The organism is Variovorax sp. FW305-3-2-15-B-LB1 (genome assembly GCF_058787635.1).
The window spans coordinates 24,481-45,026 of record NZ_JBYSZY010000022.1 but is presented as its reverse complement, the minus strand read 5'-3'; the positions used below and the strand labels follow the sequence as shown (position 1 = coordinate 45,026).

Sequence of the window (20,546 nt, the reverse complement as noted above, 5' to 3'; positions counted from 1 at the left end):
ACGAACATGGCATACCTCACCACCCTGGTTCTCGCGGCGTTCGCCAGCTACGTCGGCGCCTGGTATTTCGGCGCGCTCGAAGGCAACTTCGCGCTGCTGCTGTTCGTGGCCACGGTGGTCACCGGGGTCTACTGGCTGGCCGAACGCTTCTACTTCCTGCCGCAGCGCGAACGCGCCGCCGCCACGCTCGAGAGCTCCATCGCTGAACGCAACACGCGGCTGGCGGGGCAGGGCATCACCCAGGTCGACACCACCGACGCCAAGGCCAGCGAGCGCCTGCTGATGCAGCCCTGGTGGCTCGACTGGACCGCGGGCCTGTTCCCGGTGATCCTGGTGGTGTTCCTGCTGCGCTCGTTCCTGTACGAGCCCTTCAAGATTCCCTCGGGCTCGATGATGCCCACGCTGCTGACCGGCGACCTGATCCTGGTCAACAAGTTCACCTACGGCCTGCGCCTGCCGGTCGTCAACACCAAGCTCACCGACGGCACGCCGCTGGCGCGCGGCGACGTGGTGGTGTTCCGCTACCCGCCCAAGCCCAGCATGGACTACATCAAGCGCGTGGTCGGCATCCCGGGCGACGAGGTGGCCTACCTGAACAAGAAGCTCACGATCAACGGCCAGCCGGTGGGCAAGGCCCCGATCGCCGACTACCTCGATGGCGAGTCGATGCGCATCCTGAAGCAATTCGACGAAGACCTCGGCGGCAAGCAGCACAAGATCCTCAACGACGAGAACGCCCCCGCCTTCGTGCCGGGTGCCAGCGACTTCCCGTTCCGCGAGAACTGCCGTTACTCGGTCGAGGGCGTGGTGTGCAAGGTGCCCGAAGGCAACTACTTCATGATGGGCGACAACCGCGATAATTCGGCCGATTCCCGTTTCTGGGGATTCGTACCGGACAAGAACATCGTGGGCAGGGCCTTCTTCGTCTGGATGAACTTCGGCGATCTCGGTCGCATCGGTCCGTTTCAATAATTAATCAACAGTCAACGTTACTGTTCGAGGGGTAAGAGGGCATGAGAACCAACAGTCGGTCCGTCCGTGGCAGTGCCGCGCACCAGCGCGGCATCTCGTTCATCGGCCTGGTGTTCGTCGCGGCGGTGCTGGGCTGCGTGGGCGTTGTCGTCGCGCAGGTCATTCCGACGCTGATCGAATGGCAGGCCATCGACAAGGCCGCCAACAAGGCCAAGGAAGGCGCCACGGTGCCCGAGATCCGCGCGATCTTCGACCGCGCCCAGGCCATCGACGACTTCAAGTCGGTCAGCGGCCGGGACCTCGAGATCAAGAAGGTGGGCGACAAGGTCGTCGTGTCGTATGCGTACGAGCGCGAGATCCCCCTGTTCGGGCCGGCCTACCTGACGCTCAAATACAAGGGCGCGTCCCGCTGACCGCGGTGTCGAACAAGAAGGTGGACGGCAGCCTCGTCGCGCTGCAGGCGCGCCTTCAGTACACGTTCTCGGACCCGCGCCTGCTCCAGCTCGCGCTCACGCACCGCAGTTTCTCGGCCGACCACAACGAGCGCCTCGAGTTTCTCGGCGACTCGGTGCTGAACCTGGCCGTCTCGCACCTGCTGTACATCCGCCTCTCGGAACTGCCCGAGGGCGACCTGTCGCGCGTGCGGGCCAACCTGGTCAAGCAGGACACGCTGCACCGGCTCGCGCTGGGGCTGGCGCTGTCGCCGCTGCTGCGCCTGGGCGAAGGCGAGGCCCGCTCGGGCGGCCCGAACCGGCCCTCCATCCTGGCCGACGCGCTCGAAGCGCTGATCGGCGCGGTCTACCTGGACGCCGGCTTTGCCGCCGCGCAGGCGCTGGTGCACCGGCTCTACGAGGCGGTCGAGATCAATCCGCGCATGGAAGCCGCCGCGAAAGACCCGAAGACCGAATTGCAGGAATGGCTGCAGGGCCACAAAATGAAGCTGCCGGTGTACCGCGTGGCAGCGACGCTGGGTGCAGCGCACAAGCAGACCTTCGATGTCGAGTGCGAGGTGCCCGAGCTGGGCCTTCGCGAGCGCGGCATCGGCGGCTCGCGCCGTGCCGGCGAGCAAGCTGCCGCGGCCGCCATGTTGATCCGGCTCAAGGCACGCGGCGCCGCGTGAAATCAGAATGAACGATGTAACCAATCCCGCAGCGGGACCCGAAGACACCGCAGGCGACACGCCTGCCACCGGGCCGCAGCACTGCGGCCTGATCGCCATCGTCGGCAAGCCCAATGTGGGCAAGTCGACGCTGCTCAATGCGCTGGTCGGCCAGAAGATCAGCATCACCTCGCGCAAGGCGCAGACCACGCGCCACCGCATCACCGGCATGCGCACGCTGGGCGCCACGCAGTTCGTGTTCGTCGACACGCCGGGTTTCCAGACCCTGCATGCCAACGCGCTGAACAAGTCGCTCAACAAGACCGTGCAGGGCGCGGTCGGCGACGTCGACCTGATCCTGTTCATGGTCGAGGCCGGCAGTTTCACGCCGGCCGACGAGCGCGTGCTCAAGCTGCTGGGCAAGGGCATCCCCACGGTGCTGCTGGCCAACAAGCTGGACAACGTGCACCGCCGCGGCGACATCGCGCCCTGGCTGCAGACGATGCAGGCCAAGCACAGCTTCGCCGAATTCGTGCCGATGTCGGCCAAGAACGCGAAGGACGTCGAGCGCCTGTTCGGCATCTGCGAAAAATACCTGCCCGAGCAGCCCTGGTTCTACGACGAGGACGAGCTCACCGACCGCAGCGAGAAATTCCTCGCCGGCGAACTGGTGCGCGAAAAGCTCTTCCGCCTCACGGGCGACGAGCTGCCCTACACCTCGACCGTCATCATCGACAAGTTCGAGGAAGAGCCGCCCCAGAAGAAGGGCCAGAAGCGCCTGCTGCGCATCGCCGCCACCATCGTGGTCGAGCGCGACGGTCACAAGGCCATGGTGATCGGCGACAAGGGCGAGCGCATCAAGCGCATCGGCATGGAAACCCGCGTCGAGCTCGAGAAGCTGGCCGACGCCAAGGTGTTCCTCGAGCTGTGGGTGAAGGTGCGCTCCGGCTGGGCCGACGACGAAGCTCGCGTGCGTTCCTTCGGCTACGAATGAAGTGGCCGCCGCTCATCGCGTTTCGCATGAACCGGCTTACGTGCTCCATCGCTACGACTGGAGCGAGTCGAGCCTGATCCTCGAGGTCTTCACCCGCCACCACGGACGCATCGCGCTCGTGGCCAAGGGGGCGAAGCGGCCGAGTTCCAATTTCCGTCCCGTGCTGCTGCCGCTGCAGCCGCTGCAGCTGAACTACGGCGGCGACGCCGAGATCCGCACGCTCAAGGGCGCCGAATGGATGGGCGGCCACGTCATGCCGACCGGCGAGGCGTTGCTCTCGGGCTACTACGTCAACGAACTGCTGCTGCGCCTGCTGGCGCGCGACGACGCGCACGAGGCGCTGTTCGACGCCTACGCCGGCGTGGTGCAGGTGCTGGCCGGCGACCACGCGGGCGCCCAGGCCGCGACGCAGGCCGCCGCGCTGCGCGCCTTCGAGCTGCTGCTGCTGCGTTCGGTCGGCCTGCTGCCCTCGCTCGACGTGCAGACGCTCACCCTGGAGCCGCTGGCGGCCCGCACGCGCTACACCCTCGTGCCCGAAGCCGGCCTGCGCCAGGCGGCCAAGGACGAGGCCGCGCTGGCCGCTGCCGACTGGCAGGTGCTGCAGAGCGTGCTCGACGACCGCACGCCGTTCACCGCCACCCTGCGCGAGGTCGCGACGATGAACGCCGGCAGCAACAGTGCCCTGCGCAACCAGCTGCGGGCCTTGCTCAACTACCATTGCGGCGTGACCACGCTGCGCACGCGGCAAATGATGAGAGATCTGCAAGCACTATGAGCACTTCTTCGGGCGATGCCGGTACCACGGCCCTGTCAGTCAATCTCAACAAGGTCGCCTTGGTGCGCAACACGCGCCACCTCGGCATCCCGAGCGTGGTGGGCGCCGCCCAGGCCTGCCTGGCGGCGGGCGCACAGGGCATCACCGTGCACCCGCGCCCCGACGCGCGCCACATCCGCGCGCACGACGTGAGCGACCTGTCGGAACTGCTCGCCAAGGACTGGCCGGGCATCGAGTTCAACATCGAAGGCAACCCCTTCCACAACCTGATGGACTTCGTGCGCGACCTGAAGCCGCACCAGGCCACCTTCGTGCCCGACAGCGAGACCCAGTCGACCAGCGACCACGGCTGGAGCTTCCCCGAGGACGCCGAGCGCCTGCGCCCGCTGGTCGCCGAAGCCAAGGCGCTGGGCGTGCGCGTGAGCCTGTTCATGGACCCGATCCCCGAGATGATGGCCGCCGTCAAGGCCGTGGGCGCCGACCGCGTCGAGCTCTACACCGAGGGCTACGCTGCCTCGCGCGGCACGCCGCAGGAAGCCGCCGTGCTCGCGCGCTACGTGGCCGCGGCGCAGGCCGCCCATGCGGCGGGCCTGGGCGTCAATGCCGGCCACGACCTGAGCCGCGACAACCTCACGCCGTTCCTGCGTGCCGTGCGCGGCGTGCACGAGGTGTCGATCGGTCATGCCTTCGTCGCCGATGCGCTCGAACTCGGGTACGCCGCCACCACGCGCGACTACCTGCGCTGCATCGCCGACGCCGCATGATCTACGGCATCGGGACCGACATCTGCGACGTGCGCCGCATCGCGGCCACCTTCGAGCGCCAGGGCGAGCGCTTCGCCCGCCGGGTGCTGAGCGACGCCGAGTTCGCCATCTGGCAGGCCCGCGCCGCGCGCTGGCCCAAGCGCGGCCTGAGTTATCTGGCCACGCGCTTTTCCGCCAAGGAAGCCTTCAGCAAGGCCATCGGCCTGGGCATGCGCATGCCGATGAGCTGGCGCCTGTGCGAGATCGCCAACCTGCGCAGCGGCAAGCCGGTGATCGTGCTGCACGGCGAGCTCAAAGACTGGTTCGAGGCGCAGGGCTTGACGGCGCACGTGACCGTCACCGACGAAACCGAGTACGCCGCCAGCTTCGTGGTGGTGGAAAAGGCCTGAAGACTCCCGGCGGCCACGCCGACCGACCGATAGACACCGAGACATGACCGACCTGAACCACGCGCCGCTCCTCATCGATGTGGCCGGCACCGAACTCACCGCCGCCGACCGCCGGCGCCTCGCGAACCCGCATGTGGGCGGCGTGATCCACTTCACCCGCAACTGGCAGGACCGCGCGCAGATGACCGCGCTGAACGCCGAAATCAAGGCGATCCGGCCCGATCTGCTGATCTGCGTCGACCACGAAGGCGGCCGGGTGCAGCGCTTTCGCACCGACGGCTTCACGCGGCTACCCTCGATGCGCAGCCTGGGCGAACTGTGGATGCGCGATGCCCTGCGCGCCACGCAGGTCGCCACTGCGGCCGGACAGGTGCTGGCCGGCGAACTGCGCGCCTGCGGCGTCGACTTCAGCTTCGCGCCGGTGCTCGACCTGGACTACGGCGGCAGCAGCGTGATCGGCGACCGCAGCTTCCACCGCGACCCGCGCGTGGTCGCGCTGCTCGCCAAGAGCGTGATGCACGGCATGCTTCAGATGGGCATGCGCAACTGCGGCAAGCACTTTCCGGGGCATGGTTTCGTGCAGGCCGATTCGCACGTCGAGATCCCGGTCGACCGGCGCAGCCTCAAGGCCATCCTGGCCGACGACGCGCGGCCCTACGACTGGCTGGGCGGCACGCTCGCGGCCGTGATGCCGGCGCACGTGATCTACCCGAAGGTCGACAAGCGGCCGGCGGGCTTCTCCGAAAAATGGTTGAAGGACATCCTGCGCCAGCGCTTTGCGTTCGACGGCGCGGTGTTCAGCGACGACCTGAGCATGGAGGCCGGTCGCTACATCGACGGCCAGCTGCTGAGCTACACCGACGCCGTGCTGGCGGCGCTTGCGGCGGGTTGCGACCTGGCGCTGCTGTGCAACCAGAGCATCGGTGAGGGCCGGCCGCTGGACGAGATGCTCGACGGCTTCACCGCCGCGGCGGCCGATGGTCGCTGGCAGGGCGATGCGGCCAGCGAGGCGCGGCGCCGGTCGCTGCTGCCGGGCGACGAAGCGCTGGGTTGGCAGGCGCTCAAGGCCTCGGCGCGCTACGTGCAGGCGCAACGCCTGCTGGCCGGCGCTCAGTCGCGGAAGGGCCGCACCGGCAGCTGATTCGCCGCGGGGCCGAGCAACGCGGCCACCTCGGGCGTCTCGAACAGCGACTCCAGCCAGAGCTTGTCGGCCAGGCCGGCCTGGAAGAACACCTGCAGCAGCCGCAGGGTTTCGGTGCGCAGCGCGCGCGTCAGCATTTCAGCGTCGATTCGCGGCATGCCGGCGGGCGCGGCGCAGGCGTGCGCCACGGTGCGCAGCAGCTGTTCGGCGAAGTCGCGCTGCGGCGGCCACAGGTGCGCGTAGAGCTGGGCGATGAGGTCGATGTCTTCCACACGGCTGCGCGGCAGCAGGTGACGCAGCACCGCGCGCCGCGCGCGCATGGCGAGCGAGGCGGCCTGCGCGAGGTCGGCCGGCGGCGCGACCGGTGCCGCGCGGTGCAGCAGCTCGGGAATGACCGCGAAGCGCGCACCGGCCACGATGCAGCGGCACAGCATCTGCAGCGCATCGTGGACAGCGAACTCGGGGTCGTGGCGCACGCCGGTGCGTTCCAGGAAGCCGCGGCGCACCAGGCAGGCCGACAGCCGCAGCGGCTCGGGGCCCAGCGCTTCGGCCACGATCTCGTCGTGCCGCTGGGCGTATTTCAGCGGTCCGGCGGGCGTCTCGCTCCAGCAACCGACGATGTCCAGGTCCGGGCAGGCGGCGAGCAGCGCGGCCTGCCGCTGCAGGCGGCCGGGCAGGGCGCGGTCGCCCGCATCGGCGAAGACGACGTGCTCGCCGGTGGTTTGTGCGAGCGCGAGGTTGCGCAAGGTGGCGCGGTCGCAGGGCACGGGCAGCGCGATCCAGCGCAGGTCGGGGGCGATGGCGCGCGCCTCGCTTTCGACCGCTGCGGGCAGGCCTGCCGCCACCACGACCAGTTCCAGCGCCACGTCGGCTTGTGTCGTCCAGTCGCGCAGGTCCTGCAGCCAATCATCACCGCTGCCGTCGGGTGTCAGGCAGACCGTCACGCGCGGCATCGCCACGGGCGGAACGCGGTCGGGCTGCTGGGCGCGCCAGGCGAAGTAGCGTTCGAGCGCGGGGCCGATGTCCGGCGGCGCGAAGGCCCGCTCGAGCGTGTCGAGCCCGTCGCGTTCGAGCTGCGCGCGGCGCGGCGCATCGGCGACCAGCGCGACCACGGTGTCGACCAGCTGGTCGTAGGGCACGCCCACCACCGCATCGCGGAAGGCGGGGTCGATCTCGCTGTCGGGGTAGAGCTCGCAGACCACGGCCTTGCGATGGCGCAGCAGGATCGACAGCCGCGGCGTCTCGACCACGCGGGACGCTTCCCAGTTGTGCAGGTTCAGCATGACCTTGGCGCGGCGCATGCGGTCTTCGCGCTCGGCCTGGGTCCAGAACCCGCCGCGCGTCATCTCGAGGCGCAGGCCGCGCGCCATCAGCGCTTCAAGCACGTCGATCCGGCGCTGCGTGAACGAGCCGAAGAAGCAGACGTCGATGTCGCGCTCCTCCTCGGGCAGGACTTCCGACAACGGCAGGATGCGGGCCGCGTCGGGCTCCCAGCCCAGCGGCACGTAGTCGGCGTTCTGGTAGCCGAGCTCGCGGTGGCGATGGAAGTTGGTCTTGCTGTACTCCCACAGGTAGCAGCGCGGGAGCAGGTCGAGGTAACGGTCGTTCCAGGCATGCGAGCCTTTGACCATCGGCTCGAAGTTGACGACGATGCAGTTCGGGTGAAGCGGCGCGATGCCCTCCCAGGGGGTGTCCCAGAAGAAGAACAGGATGTTGATCGCGCTGGGATCGACGTTCGCCGGCGTGTAGCTCGTCGGGTAGCCCAGCCGCTCGGCCGCCAGGCGATAGGTCCGCACGATGTCGCCGCAGACCGCGTCTTCGGACAGGGACGTGAAGTGCAGCCGTGGCAGGGTCATGGCGATAACTGTACCGGGTCAGTCCGCGGCCGGCGCACCCACCGCCGCGGGCCACAGCGGCGCGCCGCCCGCCTCCAGGTGCGTCAGGTACAGGCGCAGCTCGAACTCGAAGCGGTGGTACTCGGGCTCCATGTGCGTGCACAGCGCGTAGAAGGGCTTGTCGTGGTTCTTCTCCCGCGTGTGGGCCAGTTCGTGCACGAGGATCATGCGCAGCCATTCGAGCGGCACGGTCTTGAACAGGCTGGCCACGCGGATCTCGCGCTTGGTCTTGAGCTTGCTGCCCTGCACGCGCGCGATGGTGGTGTGGGTGCCCAACGCATGGCGCACCACGTGCAGCTTGTTGTCGAACACCGCCTTGGCCAGCGGCTCGGCCTTGCGCATGTACTCGCCCTTGAGCTCGCAGGCGTAGTCGTACAGCGCGCGGTCGGTGCGGATGTCGTGCAGGCCGGCGTAGCGTCCGCGCAGCAGGGCGCCGAGCTTGTCAGCTGCCATCAGCTCGCTCACCTGCGCCAGCAGCGCGGGCGGGTACGCGGACAGGTACTTCATCTGCGACTCACCCCGCCGTGCGCGCCGAATAGGCGAGACCGGCCGCCACGCCGCCGAGCAGGTCTCCCTCGATCAGCGGCACGCCGGCGAAGCTCGCGCGCAGCGCGCGCTGGAACGGGCGCAGGGCCGACGAGCCGCCGGTGAGGTAGATGGCGTCGAGGTCGCCGCTGCGCAGGCCGGCGCGCTTCACGCAGGCGTGAGCGCAGGCCACCACGTTCTCCAGCGGCGCCGCGAGCTGCTGCGCCATGTCGGCCGGCGTCAGCGCGGAAGCCAGCCCCGCCTCGATGCACGACAGGTCGATCTGCACCTCGGCGTCGCTGACCGAGCCGTTGATCTTGGCCTGCTCGACCTCGCTGGCGATGCGGTGGCCGTGGCGCTCCTCGAGCACCGTCATCAGGCGGTCGTGCAGCTGGCGGTCGCTGTAGCTGGTGCGCAGCTCGCGCGCCTGGCGCACGGCCTTCGGGGCGTAGAGCCAGTTGATCAGGTGCCAGGACGACAGCTCGAAGAACACCTTGCTGGGCACCTCGCGCCCGCTCGGGCCGAGGTGGCGCAGCCCGAGCAGCGGCATCACGCGCTCCAGGTTCAGGCGCTGGTCGAAGTCGGTGCCGCCGATGTGCACGCCGCTGGTGGCCAGCACGTCGTCGGCGCGGTCGGCGCGCGCCATGCGCTCGGGGCCCAGGCGCACCACGGTGAAGTCGGAGGTGCCGCCGCCGATGTCGACGATCAGGATCAGCGATTCGCGCGTGACGCGCTGCTCGTAGTCGAAGGCCGCCGCAATGGGCTCGTACTGGAAGGACACGTCGCGCAGGCCGGCCGCGCGGGCGGCGTGGCGCATGCTTTCCTCGGCGCGCTGGTCGCGCTTGGCGTCGTCGTCGACGAAATGCACCGGGCGGCCGATGACCACGCGTTCGGGGCGCTGGCCCAGCTCGCGTTCGGCGCGCGTCACCAGCTCGTGCAGGAAGCGCGCGATGATGTCCTCGAAGCTGACCAGCCCGTCGTAGACGGCGGTTTTTTCCTGCATCAGCGGGCTGCCGAGCAGGCTCTTGAGCGAGCGCATGAGCCGGCCTTCGACGCCGGACAGGTACAGCGCGATGGCGTCGCGGCCGAAGTGCGTGCTGCGGTCCTCGGCGTTGAAGAAGAGGGCGGTCGGCAGGGTGGTGGCGCTGCCCTCGATGGGAAGCAGGCGCGCGGCCTCGCCGGGGGAGGCAAAGGAAACCGCGGAATTCGAAGTGCCGAAATCGATGCCGATGGCCGGGGTGCGTAAGGGATTCATTCAAGCAGGAAATCGGAGGGCCCAAGAGTGTAGAGGGTCGGCCGGAGCGCGCGATAGACTGCGCCCCAATGACCACCCCACCCGGACGCCGTCGATGCCGCTGTGCCTGACCTTTTTCGACCGGCTCGACGAGCCGGTGCTGCGCAACCACAGCCACTATTGCCGCCGTTTCGGCTACCCCCATGCCTGGGTGGAGAGCGAGCGTGCCGGGCATCCCGCGCTGCGCGACTGCGCGAAGTACGCCGAGATGCTGCGCCGTCTGCGCGGCCTCGACGAAGGCGACTGGCTGCTCTTTCTCGACGGCGATTCGGTGGTGTTCCACCCGGTGGCTGTCGAAACGCTCCTGGAAGGCCGCGACCTGCTCGTGGTGGACGGGCCCAAGGGCCTGCCGTTGTGCAACCTGATGATCCTGCGCAACACGGCGGCCAACCGCGCGCTGCTGCATGCGCTCATCCGGGCGACGAGCCAGGTGGTGGCGCGCGTCACGCCCCGCCTCGACGCCGCGGCGCTGCTGCGTCCGGCCGGCATGCTGCCGTGCAACGGGCTCATCGGCGACTGCTACGTGAACGTCTCGTGGCGCATCGCGAACTGGTTCACCGCCCGCATCTTCGTGGTGCACCTGGCGCCCCTGGTGGAGCTGGATGCCGAAGGTCGCGTGCTGGACGAGCTGCTGCACGACGCGAACCTGCAGCGCCTGCTGGTGCGCCGGGTGAACGCGGCGCTGATCGACGGCGAGCCCGTGTTGCCGCCGCCGGCCTATCCGGCGATCTCGGAAGACGTGTACTCATGCGTCAACCCGCAGGCGCCCATTGCCTTCGTCACGCTCTACACGCACCACATCAACGACTACGCGCGCGTGTCGGAGCACAACGTGCGGCGCTACTGCGAGCGGCACGGGTACGGCTACCACGTCTACCGCGCCATTCCGGACGAGCTCGATCCGTCGATCAGCGGCGCCTGGGTGAAGAGCTGGCTCGTGAAGCGGCATCTCGCGCAGCACCAGTGGGTGGTCTGGATCGACGCCGACACGCTGTTCGTCAACCAGACCCAACGCATCGAGCCGCTGCTCGAAGGCCGCGACCTGCTGTTCGCCAAGGACATCGGCGCGTGGGACGTCAACTCGGGCGTGATGGGGTTCCGCCACACCGAGCGCAACCTCGAACTGCTCACGCAATTGTGGGAGCGCATCACCGGCGTCGACGACAAGTCGACCGTGTACGCCAGCCAGGGCGACCAGTACTACACGAACGTGGTGCTGGGCGAACACGGCCTGATCGGCGACGCGGTCGTGACCGACCTGCTGAGCATCAACACGCCGCCGCACCTGGCGGGCGACGACAGCCTGCTGGTGCACTTCGTGGGGCTCGGGGAGCCCTACCGGTCGGTGTACATGGCGGACGTCGACGCGCGCTCCAAGCGCCTGGGCTGAGCGGGCGGCGCACGCCGCGCTTCAACCGCCGAAGGTGTAGGTCGTCGGGTAGCTGTTCGACGCCATCTCGCGCTCGCTGTCGTCGCGGAAGTCGCCGTGGTGCGGGCTGAGCAGGTAGAGGTTGCGATCGGCGCACAGCCGCGCCAGGTCGTCGGCCGATGCGACCTGCAGCGAGAGCCCGCCCAGCGTCAGCACCAGGGGGAAGGGCTCTGCCTGGTGGCGCTCGTAGATGCCGCGGCCTTCGCCGAGGTAGTCGAGCCGGTGGTCGATCACGCGAAAGCCCGTCTGGTAGAACATCTTGCGGGCATCGAAGTCCGTGAAGAAGCGCAGGTGCGTGAAGTCGAGCAGGCCCCAGTGGGTGTAGCGCCAATGCCCGCGCATGGCGTCGTACAGCATCGGCAGGTTGGACGCGTTCGGCAGGCTGACCAATATCTGCGCATCCGGCGCGACGATGCGCTTCAGGCCGCTGAGCAGCTGCCACGGATTGACGAGGTGCTCGAGCACGTCGAACAGGCACACGAGGTCGAAGGGGCGCGTGAGGCCCATCGCGGCGAAGTCGACGGTTTCCACGTCCTGCTCGACGACCTTGTCGAAATGTTCGCGCGCCACCTGCGCCGCCGAGGCGTTGAACTCGCAGCCCCAGAGTTCGCAGCCGGGGTGGCGCCGGCGCAGTTCGTGGCCCACGCCACCGGAGCCGCAACCGATGTCGAGGGCGACCGTGGGAGGACGCTGGATCATGTCCAGGCACTCGGGCCTGGGGTTGAACGGGTAGACGTATTCCTTCTTGTCGCGGTCTTGCCAGAGAAAGTCGGTCACGGACAGCGTCCCCGTCGGGTGGGTCAGCCTTCCCGGCGCAGCGCCGGGAACAGGATCACGTCGCGGATGCTCGGCGAATCGGTCAGCAGCATCATCAGGCGGTCGATGCCGATGCCGCAGCCGCCGGTGGGTGGCATGCCGTATTCGAGGGCGCGCACGAAGTCGTGGTCGTAGAACATGGCTTCGTCGTCGCCGCTGTCCTTGGCGGCCACCTGCGCGTTGAAGCGCGCGGCCTGGTCTTCGGCGTCGTTCAGCTCGCTGAAGCCGTTGCCGAATTCGCGGCCGGTGATGTACAGCTCGAAACGCTCGGTGACCTCGGGGCGCTCGTCGTTGGCGCGTGCCAGCGGCGAGATCTCGGTCGGGTGCTCCATGATGAAGGTCGGCTGCCAGAGCTTCTCTTCCACGGTCTCCTCGAAGTACATCACCTGCAGGCTGGCGAGGCTGCGCTGCGAGAGCTTGTCTTTTTCTTCGCTCAGGCCGAGCTTGCGCAGGGCGTTGATGAGCCAGGCGCTGTCGTCCACGCCATCACCCGCATCGGTGTGCTTGAGGATCGCTTCGCGGATCGTCAGGCGCTCGAAGGGCTGCGTGAGGTCGACGGCCTTGCCGCCATAGGTGAGCTGCTGCGTGCCCACGGCCTGGTCGGCGATGGTGCGGATCAGCGTCTCGGTGAAGTCCATGAGGTCGCGGTAGTTCCAGTAGGCCGCGTAGAACTCCATCATCGTGAACTCGGGGTTGTGCCGCACCGAGATGCCCTCGTTGCGGTAGCTCCGGTTGATCTCGAACACGCGCTCGAAGCCGCCGACGATCAGGCGCTTCAAGTACAGCTCGGGCGCGATGCGCAGGAACATCTCCTGGTCGAGCGCGTTGTGGTGCGTCTTGAACGGCTTGGCGTTCGCGCCGCCCGGAATGGGGTGCAGCATGGGCGTCTCGACTTCGAGGAAGTCGTTGGCCACCATGAACTCGCGCAGGGCGCTCACGGCCTTGCTGCGCGCGGTGAAGCGCACGCGGGCCGACTCGTCGGTGATCAGGTCGACATAGCGCTGGCGGTACTTCTGCTCCTGGTCGGCCATGCCGTGGAACTTGTCGGGCAGCGGGCGCAGGCTCTTGGTGAGCAGGCGCAGGCGGCTGACCTTGATCGACAGCTCGCCGGTTTTGGTCTTCATGAGCGTGCCTTCGGCACCGAGGATGTCGCCGAGGTCCCAGCGCTTGAAGTCGGCGTACGCCTCTTCACCGATGGCGTCGCGCGTCACGTACAGCTGGATGCGGCCAGTGGCGTCCTGCACGGTCGCGAAGCTGGCCTTGCCCATCACGCGCTTGAGCATCATGCGGCCGGCCACGCTGACGGCGACGGCCTGTGCTTCGAGCGCCTCGGGCTCGGTGCCGCCATGCTGCTCGACCAGCGCCGCGGCGCGGTGGCCGGGTTTGAAGTCGTTCGGGAACGCGACCCCCTTGCCTTCGGTCTGCGCCGTGCGCAGCAGCTTGAGCTTTTCGCGGCGTTCGACGATGAGCTGGTTGTCGTCGGCCGTGGACGTGGGAGAAGAGGAGGGCAGTTGTTCGTCGGACATGGGAGGCGTGTGGGGGCGCAGCAAGAAGAGGGAGGGTGTGCGCGGGCCGTGCATTTTAGCCCATCGGCCTTGAGCGGAATCGGCCTGAAGCGCCCGTCAGTTCTGTGAGGGTTGCTATCAAAAGTGGAGCTTAACCCTCAACGTTTTCAGCCGTTCGGCGGTGTCTCGGCGTCTGGCGTGCCCGCGTGGCGGTGCGTGATCCGTTGGGCGTCGTGCTGCATCACCAGCGTGCGCAGGCGATCCGGGTAGCCCATGTAGTGCAGCATGAAGCTGTCGCCGTCGTACAGCGCGGGGTGCGAATTGAAGGACACGCCGTCGGAACGCGGCATGGCCGCGGGGCCCCCCGCCTCGGCCCAGGCGGCGACGAAGAAGGCCTGGTCGCCGCCCGAGGCGTAGACACCGCGCTTGTCCTGCACGGCGTCGATCAGCGCTTGCACGCGCTCCAGGTAGGCGATGCAGGCCGGCGTGTTCGAGAACACCATGAAGCCGCTGTTGAATTCGTAGCCCGACACGTCGCGCGCCAGCGCCACCGGCCGGCCACGCAGCAGGGACACGAGCGGCCGTGCGCGGTCGTGGATGAGGATGTCGGCATCGACCCACGCGACCTGCTCGTGTTCGGCCAGGTGCTTGAGCAGCAGCCGGGGCTTGATCCAGTTGCCGGCCACCCGGCCCCGGAGCTCGGCGGGCAGGTCGCGGTAGACGTGGTGGGTGTAGCCGTGGTGGTCGGCGTACGCGGCGATGTTGCGTTCCGACAGCGTGGCGTAGCCGGCGATGTTGGGCGTGTAGCTGGTCAGCAAGGCGACGGGGCGGCCGGGGTTGCGCACTTCATAGTCCGGCTGGCCCGTGGGGGCTGGCGGCAGGTCGTCGTAGAGCTGGCCGTCGCGCGCGAGCACTGCGTTCAGGTGCGCGACGAAGAGGCCCCGCACCCGCATGTCCTGGACATCGATGTGGACCGCGGGATTGAACGAGAGCACGAAGGCCGAGACCTCCGGCAGGTAGTGGCCGAAGCGGGCGAACAGCAGGTTGGGGTAGTGCCGGCCGTCGATGAGCTGGTGGTGCGGATGGGCCGCAAGGCCTTCGAGCTCCCGGTGTGCCCAACGGTCGGTGCCTGCGTCGGGCGCGATGCGCAGGCGTTCGAGCACTTGGGCCACCAGGGCCGTCGCCTCGGGGCCCGCACGCAGCATGAAGCAGTTGCCCTCGGGGCGGCGGTGGTGCTCGTTCTCGGCGATCCAGTGCGCTGCGTCGCCGATCACGGCGGGTGCCGGCAGGGGCGCGAGAAAGGCCGCGTCGTCGTCCGCGAAGACCAGCAGCGTGCCGTCGGGCGCATCGGCCAGCGCGGCGCTCACCACGCTGTACTTGTAGACCAGCAGCGTGCGCGCGCTGTTGTGCGGTGTGCCGATGGCGTGCAGGCGGTGCGTGTAGCCCCAGCGGGCGCAGTAGGCGCGGTGGTTGTCCGCGAAGGCCTCAGCGCCCGCGCGCAGCAGGATCGAATGGAAGCGGACCGGCGCCGGGCTCATCTCGCGGCGGACCGTGTCTAGTCGGTGATGCCGGTGCGCGCCAGCAGATCGCTCACCAGCTCCAGGCGCATCAGCGGGCTGTCGAGTTCCATCAGGCGCTGCTTGAGTTCCAGCTGCATCGGCACCAGCTCGCACCAGCGGTTGGCCACCCAGCCGCAGTCGTCGAGGCGGTAGGGCGTGCCGATCGGCAGGCGGACGGTGTCGCCCTGCGCGTGGCGGCGCTCTTCGAGGGTGTCGATCAGGCGGCGCAGCGCGGTGGCGGTGTGGCGCAGGTCGTCGGGAATTTCGAGGTCGACGTCGTCGGCGACGGCTTCGACCTCGGCGATCCACAGGCCGTGCTTCTGCAGCTCGCTGCTGCGCACGCGAAAGCGCTGCGTGCCGACGCATTCGATCTGCAGCAGGCCGCTTTGCGGCGCGTCGAAGGTGCGGATGTCGGCGAGCGTGCCGACGGCGGCAAAGCTCTCGGCTTCGGCGCCGGCCTTGCGCACTTCGGCGCCGCTGGTCAGGCTGACGACCCCGAACGGGGTGCCGGCCTTGCGGCACTTGCCGACCATGTCGAGGTAGCGGACCTCGAAGACACGCAGCGGCAGCAGGCCGCCGGGAAACAGAACCGTACCGAGCGGAAAGAGAGGAATGCGCACGTTGAAAAGGCCGGGCCCGTCGCCGCGGTCAGCTGGGTTGAAGGATCAGGTTGAGGACGGTCGCGTGCTCGGGCCGCAGTATCCCCTGCATCTGGAACGCGTGGCGCGCGTGGTTGAGCAGGTTCAGGATCGACTGCTGGCACTCGCCGGCGCTCTGGCCCCAGCGCGTGTCGACCTCGGACAGGGCGCTGTGCGCCGCGCGATGCAGGTCGACCAGGTGGGCCAGCGTCTGGGGCATGTCGCCGGGGTTGCGGTACAGCGTGAGCAGCTGTTCGCACTCGCGGCCCCGCAGGCGCGGGAAGACCAGCGGCAGCAGGCGCCGGTAGATGCGGTCCTTCGAGGCATAGAGCCGGTCGCGCGGCAAGGTGCGGGAGGTCATGCCCGGGTGGATGCGGTAGCGCGTCAGCGGCTCGGGCAGGTTCGCGAAGCGCGCGCCGTGCAGCATGCAGTCGACCCAGAACCCGAGGTCGTCGACGGCGTAGAGGTTGGGGTCGAACTGCAGCCCGTGGGTGCGGTAGAAGTCCAGCCGCCCGGTCGTGCTCTGGTTCGCGAGGTAGTCGTAGCCTTCGACCATGCGGGCCTTGATCGTCGCGTCGTCCAGCGGCAGGCCGGTGACGCCGGCCTGGTCCTGGAAGTGCTCGAGCTGGCTGCCGACGACGGTGACCGACGGGTTGCTTTCCAGGAACGCGACCTGCTTGGCGAAGCGGTCCGGCGTGGCGCAGTCGTCGTGGTCGACGCGTGCCAGGTAGGTGCCCCGGGCCATCGCCATCGCGAGGTTCATGTTGGCCGGCAGGCCGACGTTGCAGGCGTTGCGGTGCCGCCGGATGCGCGGGTCGTCGAAGGCGGCCAGGCGCTCCCAGGTGCCGTCGGTGCTGGCGTCGTCCATGACCAGCAGCTCGAAGTCGGTGAAGGTCTGTGCCTGCAGCGACTGCAGCGTCTCGATGAGGAACTCGCCGCTGTTGAAGGTGGGGAGCACGACGCTGAGCAAAGGCATGGGGTTCCGTAGGGCGGTGTGGCCGGGGGCGAGGCTTGTGGTCCAGAATCGGAGCAGTCGCGCGCGTGCGCACCTCCCTGCCCATCCGACATGTTGTACCAGATACCCTCGTTTCTTCTCGACGTGATCGTCGGCCTGCTCGGCGGCGCCTGCCTGCTGCGCCTGTACATGCAGTACCACCGCGTGCCCTTCGGCAATCCGCTGGGGCGCTTCGTGTTCGCCATCACCGACTGGATCGTGCTGCCGCTGCGGCGCATCGTGCCCGCGGTGAAGCGCTGGGACCTCGCGAGCCTGATCGCGGCCTGGCTGCTGGTGATGCTCAAGTTCCTGGTGCTGTGGCTGCTGGCTGGCAGCCTGGCGCGGATCACGGCGCTGCCGCTGGTGTCGCTGGTCGGCCTGTTGCAGCTGGCGGTGTCGGGCCTGACGGCGCTGCTGGTGGTGTACGCGGTGCTGTCGTGGATTCCGGGCGCCTCGCCGATGCTGCTCGACCTGATCTCGCGCCTGGCCGAGCCGCTGGTGCGGCCCTTCCGCCGCTTCATTCCGCTGATCGGCGGCGTCGACCTGTCGCCGCTGGCCGCCATCGTGGTGCTGCAGGTGGTGGCGATCGTGCTGGGCAACCTGCTGGTCTTCGCGTTCCGGCTCGGCGCCTGACGCGTCGGGGTACCCCAGACAGCAAAACGCCCGCACCGCCTTCACGGCGTGCGGGCGTAGAGGCCGAGGCCCGAAGCGATCAGAGCACCGCGTCGGCCGGCTGGCGCAGCAGCATGGCCAGCGTGCTGGCGATGGTCTTGCGCAGTTCGCGGCGGTCGCTGATGAAGTCGATCGCGCCCTTGGTCTGCAGGAACTCGGCGCGCTGGAAGCCTTCGGGCAGGGTCACGCGCACGGTCGACTCGATCACGCGCGGGCCGGCAAAGCCGATCAGCGCCTTGGGCTCGGCGATCACCACGTCGCCCACGAAGGCGAAGCCGGCGCTCACGCCGCCCATGGTCGGGTCGGTCAGCACGCTGATGTAGGGCAGGCCCTTCTTCGCCAGGCGCGTGAGCGCGGCGTTGGTCTTGGCCATCTGCATCAGCGAGAGCAGGCCTTCCTGCATGCGCGCGCCGCCGGTGGCGGTGAAGCACACGAAGGGCACCTTCTGCTCGATGGCGGTCTCGACGCCGCGCACGAAGCGCTCGCCGACCACGCTGCCCATGGAACCGCCCATGAACTCGAACTCGAAGCAGGCCACGACCACGCTGATGCTGTGGACCGAGCCGCCCATGACGACCAGCGCGTCGGTCTCGCCGGTGTTCTCCAGCGCTTCTTTCAGGCGCTCGGGGTACTTGCGGCTGTCCTTGAACTTCAGGGCGTCGACCGGCAGCACTTCCTGGCCGACTTCGTAGCGGCCTTCGGCGTCCAGGAATGCATCGAGCCGGGCGCGGGCGCCGATGCGGTGGTGGTGGCTGCAGCTCGGGCAGACGTTCTGGTTGTGCTCGAGGTCGGTCTTGTACAGAACGGTCTCGCAGGCCGGGCATTTGATCCACAGGCCCTCGGGCACCTGGCGGCGCTCGGACGGGTCGGTTTGTGCGATCTTGGCGGGTAGCAGTTTTTCAAGCCAGCTCATGGGGGCTCCTTGTGAGGGCAGTGATTATCGACCAGCCGCGTTCTTGGCCGTGGCGGCCGGCAGGGCGTCGAGCGCCTCCCGGATGCCGGCCAGGAATTCGCGCACCGTGGGTACCACGTTCTCGCGCGGCTGGTCTTCGATGAGTTGAATGATCTTCGTGCCGATGACCACGGCGTCCGCTGCCGAGCCGATGGCCTGCGCCGTGCGCGCGTCGCGGATGCCGAAGCCCACGCCGACCGGAATGCTCACGTGCTCGCGGATGCGCGGGATCATGCGCCCGACCGCCTCGGTGTCGAGGTGGCCAGCGCCGGTCACGCCCTTGAGCGACACGTAGTACACGTAGCCGCTCGCGATGCGCGCCACCTGCGCCATGCGCTCGGCGGTGCTGGTGGGGGCCAGCAGGAAGATCAGGTCGATGCCGGCGGCCTTCAGGTCGGCGGCGAAGTCCTCGCATTCCTCGGGCGGGTAGTCGACGACCAGCAGGCCGTCGACGCCGGCCGCGGCCGCGTCGCGGATGAAGGCCTTCTTGCCGTGCACGAGGTCGTAGCGCTCGACCGGGTTGGCGTAGCCCATGAGCACGACCGGCGTGGTCGTGTCTTTGGCGCGGAACGCGGCCACCATGGCGAGCACCTGCTTCATGCCCACGCCCAGTGCCAGCGCGGCCTCGCCGGCCTTCTGGATCACGGGGCCGTCGGCCATCGGGTCGGAAAAAGGCACGCCCAGCTCGATCACGTCGGCACCCGCCTCGACCATGCCGTGCATGAGCTCGGGCGTGATGTCGGCGAAGGGGAAGCCGGCGGTGACGTAAGGAATCAGCGCGCGACGGCCTTGCGCCTGCAGGGCCTGGAACTTGGCGGCAATGCGGCTCATCACTTGCCTCCCTTCACGCTCAGACCGCGCATCGAGGGCCGGTCGTAGAAGTCGACACCCGACAGGTCGGCGACGGTGCCGATGTCCTTGTCGCCGCGGCCCGAGAGGTTCACGAGGATCGACTGGTCGGGGCGCATGGTCTTGGCGAGCTTCAGGGCGTAGGCCATGGCGTGGCTGGATTCGAGCGCGGGAATGATGCCCTCCGTGCGGCACAGGTAGTGGAAGGCTTCGAGCGCCTCGACGTCGGTGATGCCGACGTACTCGGCGCGGCCGATGTCGGCCAGGTAGGCGTGCTCGGGGCCCACGCCCGGGTAGTCGAGGCCCGCGCTGACGCTGTGCGTCTCGGTGATCTGGCCGTCGTCGTTCTGCAGCAGGTAGGTGCGGTTGCCGTGCAGCACGCCGGGGCTGCCGCGCAGGATCGAGGCGGCGTGCTTGCCGCTGTCCAGGCCTTCGCCGGCGGCTTCCACGCCGATGAGGCGCGTGCCGGCGAACGGAATGTAGGGGTGGAAGATGCCGATCGCGTTGCTGCCGCCGCCCACGCAGGCGACCACCACGTCGGGCTGCCTGCCCTCGGCTTCACCGGTGATGCCGTCGGCCGCGAGCATGGCGGGCATCTGCGCGATGCACTCGGTGCCGATCACGCTCTGGAAGTCGCGCACCATCGTCGGGTAGGGGTGCGGGCCCGCCACCGTGCCGATGATGTAGAAGGTGTTTTCGACGTTGGTGACCCAGTCGCGCATGGCCTCGTTGAGCGCGTCCTTCAGCGTCTTGCTGCCGGATTCGACGGGCACCACGGTCGCGCCCAGCAGGTTCATGCGGTAGACGTTGGGGCTTTGGCGCTTCACGTCCTGGCTGCCCATGTAGACCACGCATTCGAGGCCGTAGCGCGCGCAGATGGTGGCCGTGGCCACGCCGTGCTGGCCGGCGCCGGTCTCGGCGATGACGCGGGGCTTGCCCATGCGGCGCGCGAGCATCGCTTGGCCGATCACGTTGTTGATCTTGTGGGCGCCGGTGTGGTTCAAGTCTTCGCGCTTCAGGTAGATCTGCGCGCCGCCCATTTCGCGGCTGGTGCGCGCGGCGTGGTAGATCGGCGAGGGGCGGCCGACGAAGTGCTTCAGCTCGTAGTGGAACTCGGCCAGGAAGGCCGGGTCGTCCTTGAACTTCGCATACGCGTCGCGCAGCTCGTTGATCGCGTGGGTGAGCGTTTCGCTCGCGAAGGTGCCGCCGTAGGGGCCGAAGTGGCCGCTGGCGTCGGGTTGCTGGTAGTCCTGGAATTGGCTTTGCATGGTTCTCGATCGATGG

Annotated in this window: 21 protein-coding genes; 10 read left to right on the top strand and 11 right to left on the bottom strand. The window is 68.6% G+C overall.

What is annotated here, in order from left to right:
• Nucleotides 1–6: 6 nt before the first annotated feature.
• The 8 genes from lepB to nagZ are packed head-to-tail and all read left to right on the top strand — an operon-like array spanning nt 7 to nt 6,134.
• A complete protein-coding gene (lepB, locus tag AC3WQR_RS15785; RefSeq protein ID WP_062475534.1) occupies nt 7–972 on the top strand; it encodes a signal peptidase I in 966 nt (321 codons plus the stop codon).
• Between the two features lie 41 nt (nt 973–1,013).
• Nucleotides 1,014–1,385: a DUF4845 domain-containing protein gene (locus tag AC3WQR_RS15780; protein WP_062475531.1), complete on the top strand. Its 372-nt coding sequence runs from the start codon at nt 1,014–1,016 to the stop codon at nt 1,383–1,385.
• A gap of 20 nt (nt 1,386–1,405) precedes the next feature.
• Nucleotides 1,406–2,092, top strand: a complete 687-nt coding sequence (gene rnc, locus AC3WQR_RS15775; RefSeq protein ID WP_056572447.1) for a ribonuclease III — start codon at nt 1,406–1,408, stop codon at nt 2,090–2,092.
• 7 nt (nt 2,093–2,099) lie between these two features.
• Nucleotides 2,100–3,065 (top strand): GTPase Era, encoded by a 966-nt coding sequence (gene era, locus AC3WQR_RS15770; protein ID WP_492742689.1) that lies wholly within the window; start codon nt 2,100–2,102, stop codon nt 3,063–3,065.
• Between the two features lies 1 nt (nt 3,066).
• Nucleotides 3,067–3,840, top strand: a complete 774-nt coding sequence (recO, locus tag AC3WQR_RS15765) for a DNA repair protein RecO (protein ID WP_390341920.1) — start codon at nt 3,067–3,069, stop codon at nt 3,838–3,840.
• Nucleotides 3,837–4,604, top strand: coding sequence for a pyridoxine 5'-phosphate synthase (locus tag AC3WQR_RS15760; protein WP_390341922.1), 768 nt, complete (start codon nt 3,837–3,839; stop codon nt 4,602–4,604). Before recO ends, AC3WQR_RS15760 begins: the two co-directional genes overlap by 4 nt.
• Nucleotides 4,601–4,993, top strand: a complete 393-nt coding sequence (acpS, locus tag AC3WQR_RS15755; RefSeq protein WP_056572075.1) for a holo-ACP synthase — start codon at nt 4,601–4,603, stop codon at nt 4,991–4,993. The genes AC3WQR_RS15760 and acpS overlap by 4 nt, the downstream gene beginning before the upstream one ends.
• 43 nt (nt 4,994–5,036) lie before the next feature.
• A complete protein-coding gene (gene nagZ, locus AC3WQR_RS15750) occupies nt 5,037–6,134 on the top strand; it encodes a beta-N-acetylhexosaminidase (RefSeq protein WP_390341924.1) in 1,098 nt (365 codons plus the stop codon).
• On the opposite strand, the gene AC3WQR_RS15745 is transcribed toward nagZ, so the two are convergent.
• From AC3WQR_RS15745 to AC3WQR_RS15735, 3 genes are read right to left on the bottom strand one after another with little or no spacing between them, the layout of a single operon-like run.
• Nucleotides 6,104–7,990 carry a glycosyltransferase family A protein gene (locus AC3WQR_RS15745; RefSeq protein ID WP_492742686.1) on the bottom strand — a complete coding sequence of 629 codons (1,887 nt, stop codon included), beginning with the start codon at nt 7,988–7,990 and terminating at the stop codon, nt 6,104–6,106. The two genes, nagZ and AC3WQR_RS15745, sit on opposite strands and share 31 nt — an antisense overlap.
• A gap of 18 nt (nt 7,991–8,008) precedes the next feature.
• The gene (locus AC3WQR_RS15740) at nt 8,009–8,536 is read right to left on the bottom strand and encodes a YgjP-like metallopeptidase domain-containing protein (RefSeq protein WP_492742684.1); all 528 of its coding nucleotides are present in this window, start codon (nt 8,534–8,536) and stop codon (nt 8,009–8,011) included.
• A gap of 7 nt (nt 8,537–8,543) precedes the next feature.
• The gene (locus tag AC3WQR_RS15735) at nt 8,544–9,809 is read right to left on the bottom strand and encodes an Hsp70 family protein (RefSeq protein ID WP_492742682.1); all 1,266 of its coding nucleotides are present in this window, start codon (nt 9,807–9,809) and stop codon (nt 8,544–8,546) included.
• A gap of 94 nt (nt 9,810–9,903) precedes the next feature.
• Between AC3WQR_RS15735 and AC3WQR_RS15730 the strand changes: the two genes are divergently transcribed.
• Nucleotides 9,904–11,238, top strand: coding sequence for a glycosyltransferase family protein (locus AC3WQR_RS15730; protein ID WP_095746458.1), 1,335 nt, complete (start codon nt 9,904–9,906; stop codon nt 11,236–11,238).
• 21 nt (nt 11,239–11,259) lie between these two features.
• Here AC3WQR_RS15730 and AC3WQR_RS15725 read toward each other — a convergent pair whose 3' ends face one another.
• From AC3WQR_RS15725 to AC3WQR_RS15705, 5 genes are all read right to left on the bottom strand, one after another.
• The gene (locus tag AC3WQR_RS15725) at nt 11,260–12,054 is read right to left on the bottom strand and encodes a class I SAM-dependent methyltransferase (RefSeq protein WP_062475502.1); all 795 of its coding nucleotides are present in this window, start codon (nt 12,052–12,054) and stop codon (nt 11,260–11,262) included.
• A 23-nt stretch (nt 12,055–12,077) separates the two neighbouring features.
• Entirely contained in the window at nt 12,078–13,619 is a 1,542-nt protein-coding gene (gene lysS, locus AC3WQR_RS15720; RefSeq protein WP_492742679.1) for a lysine--tRNA ligase, read from the bottom strand.
• Nucleotides 13,620–13,765: 146 nt separating this feature from the next.
• Nucleotides 13,766–15,136: a hypothetical protein gene (locus tag AC3WQR_RS15715; RefSeq protein ID WP_492742678.1), complete on the bottom strand. Its 1,371-nt coding sequence runs from the start codon at nt 15,134–15,136 to the stop codon at nt 13,766–13,768.
• A gap of 17 nt (nt 15,137–15,153) precedes the next feature.
• Complete coding sequence (locus AC3WQR_RS15710) at nt 15,154–15,777, bottom strand: LON peptidase substrate-binding domain-containing protein (RefSeq protein ID WP_492742676.1); 624 nt, start codon at nt 15,775–15,777, stop codon at nt 15,154–15,156.
• A gap of 28 nt (nt 15,778–15,805) precedes the next feature.
• The gene (locus AC3WQR_RS15705) at nt 15,806–16,771 is read right to left on the bottom strand and encodes a glycosyltransferase family 2 protein (protein WP_492742674.1); all 966 of its coding nucleotides are present in this window, start codon (nt 16,769–16,771) and stop codon (nt 15,806–15,808) included.
• Between the two features lie 90 nt (nt 16,772–16,861).
• On the opposite strand from AC3WQR_RS15705, the gene AC3WQR_RS15700 reads away from it, so the two are divergent.
• A complete protein-coding gene (locus AC3WQR_RS15700) occupies nt 16,862–17,422 on the top strand; it encodes a YggT family protein (protein ID WP_056572059.1) in 561 nt (186 codons plus the stop codon).
• A 79-nt stretch (nt 17,423–17,501) separates the two neighbouring features.
• On the opposite strand, the gene accD is transcribed toward AC3WQR_RS15700, so the two are convergent.
• From accD to trpB, 3 genes are read right to left on the bottom strand one after another with little or no spacing between them, the layout of a single operon-like run.
• Entirely contained in the window at nt 17,502–18,374 is an 873-nt protein-coding gene (gene accD, locus AC3WQR_RS15695; RefSeq protein WP_062475492.1) for an acetyl-CoA carboxylase, carboxyltransferase subunit beta, read from the bottom strand.
• A 24-nt stretch (nt 18,375–18,398) separates the two neighbouring features.
• Entirely contained in the window at nt 18,399–19,244 is an 846-nt protein-coding gene (gene trpA, locus AC3WQR_RS15690; protein WP_492742673.1) for a tryptophan synthase subunit alpha, read from the bottom strand.
• The gene (gene trpB / locus AC3WQR_RS15685; protein ID WP_487848984.1) at nt 19,244–20,530 is read right to left on the bottom strand and encodes a tryptophan synthase subunit beta; all 1,287 of its coding nucleotides are present in this window, start codon (nt 20,528–20,530) and stop codon (nt 19,244–19,246) included. The genes trpA and trpB overlap by 1 nt, the downstream gene beginning before the upstream one ends.
• Between the last annotated feature and the right edge of the window lie 16 nt (nt 20,531–20,546).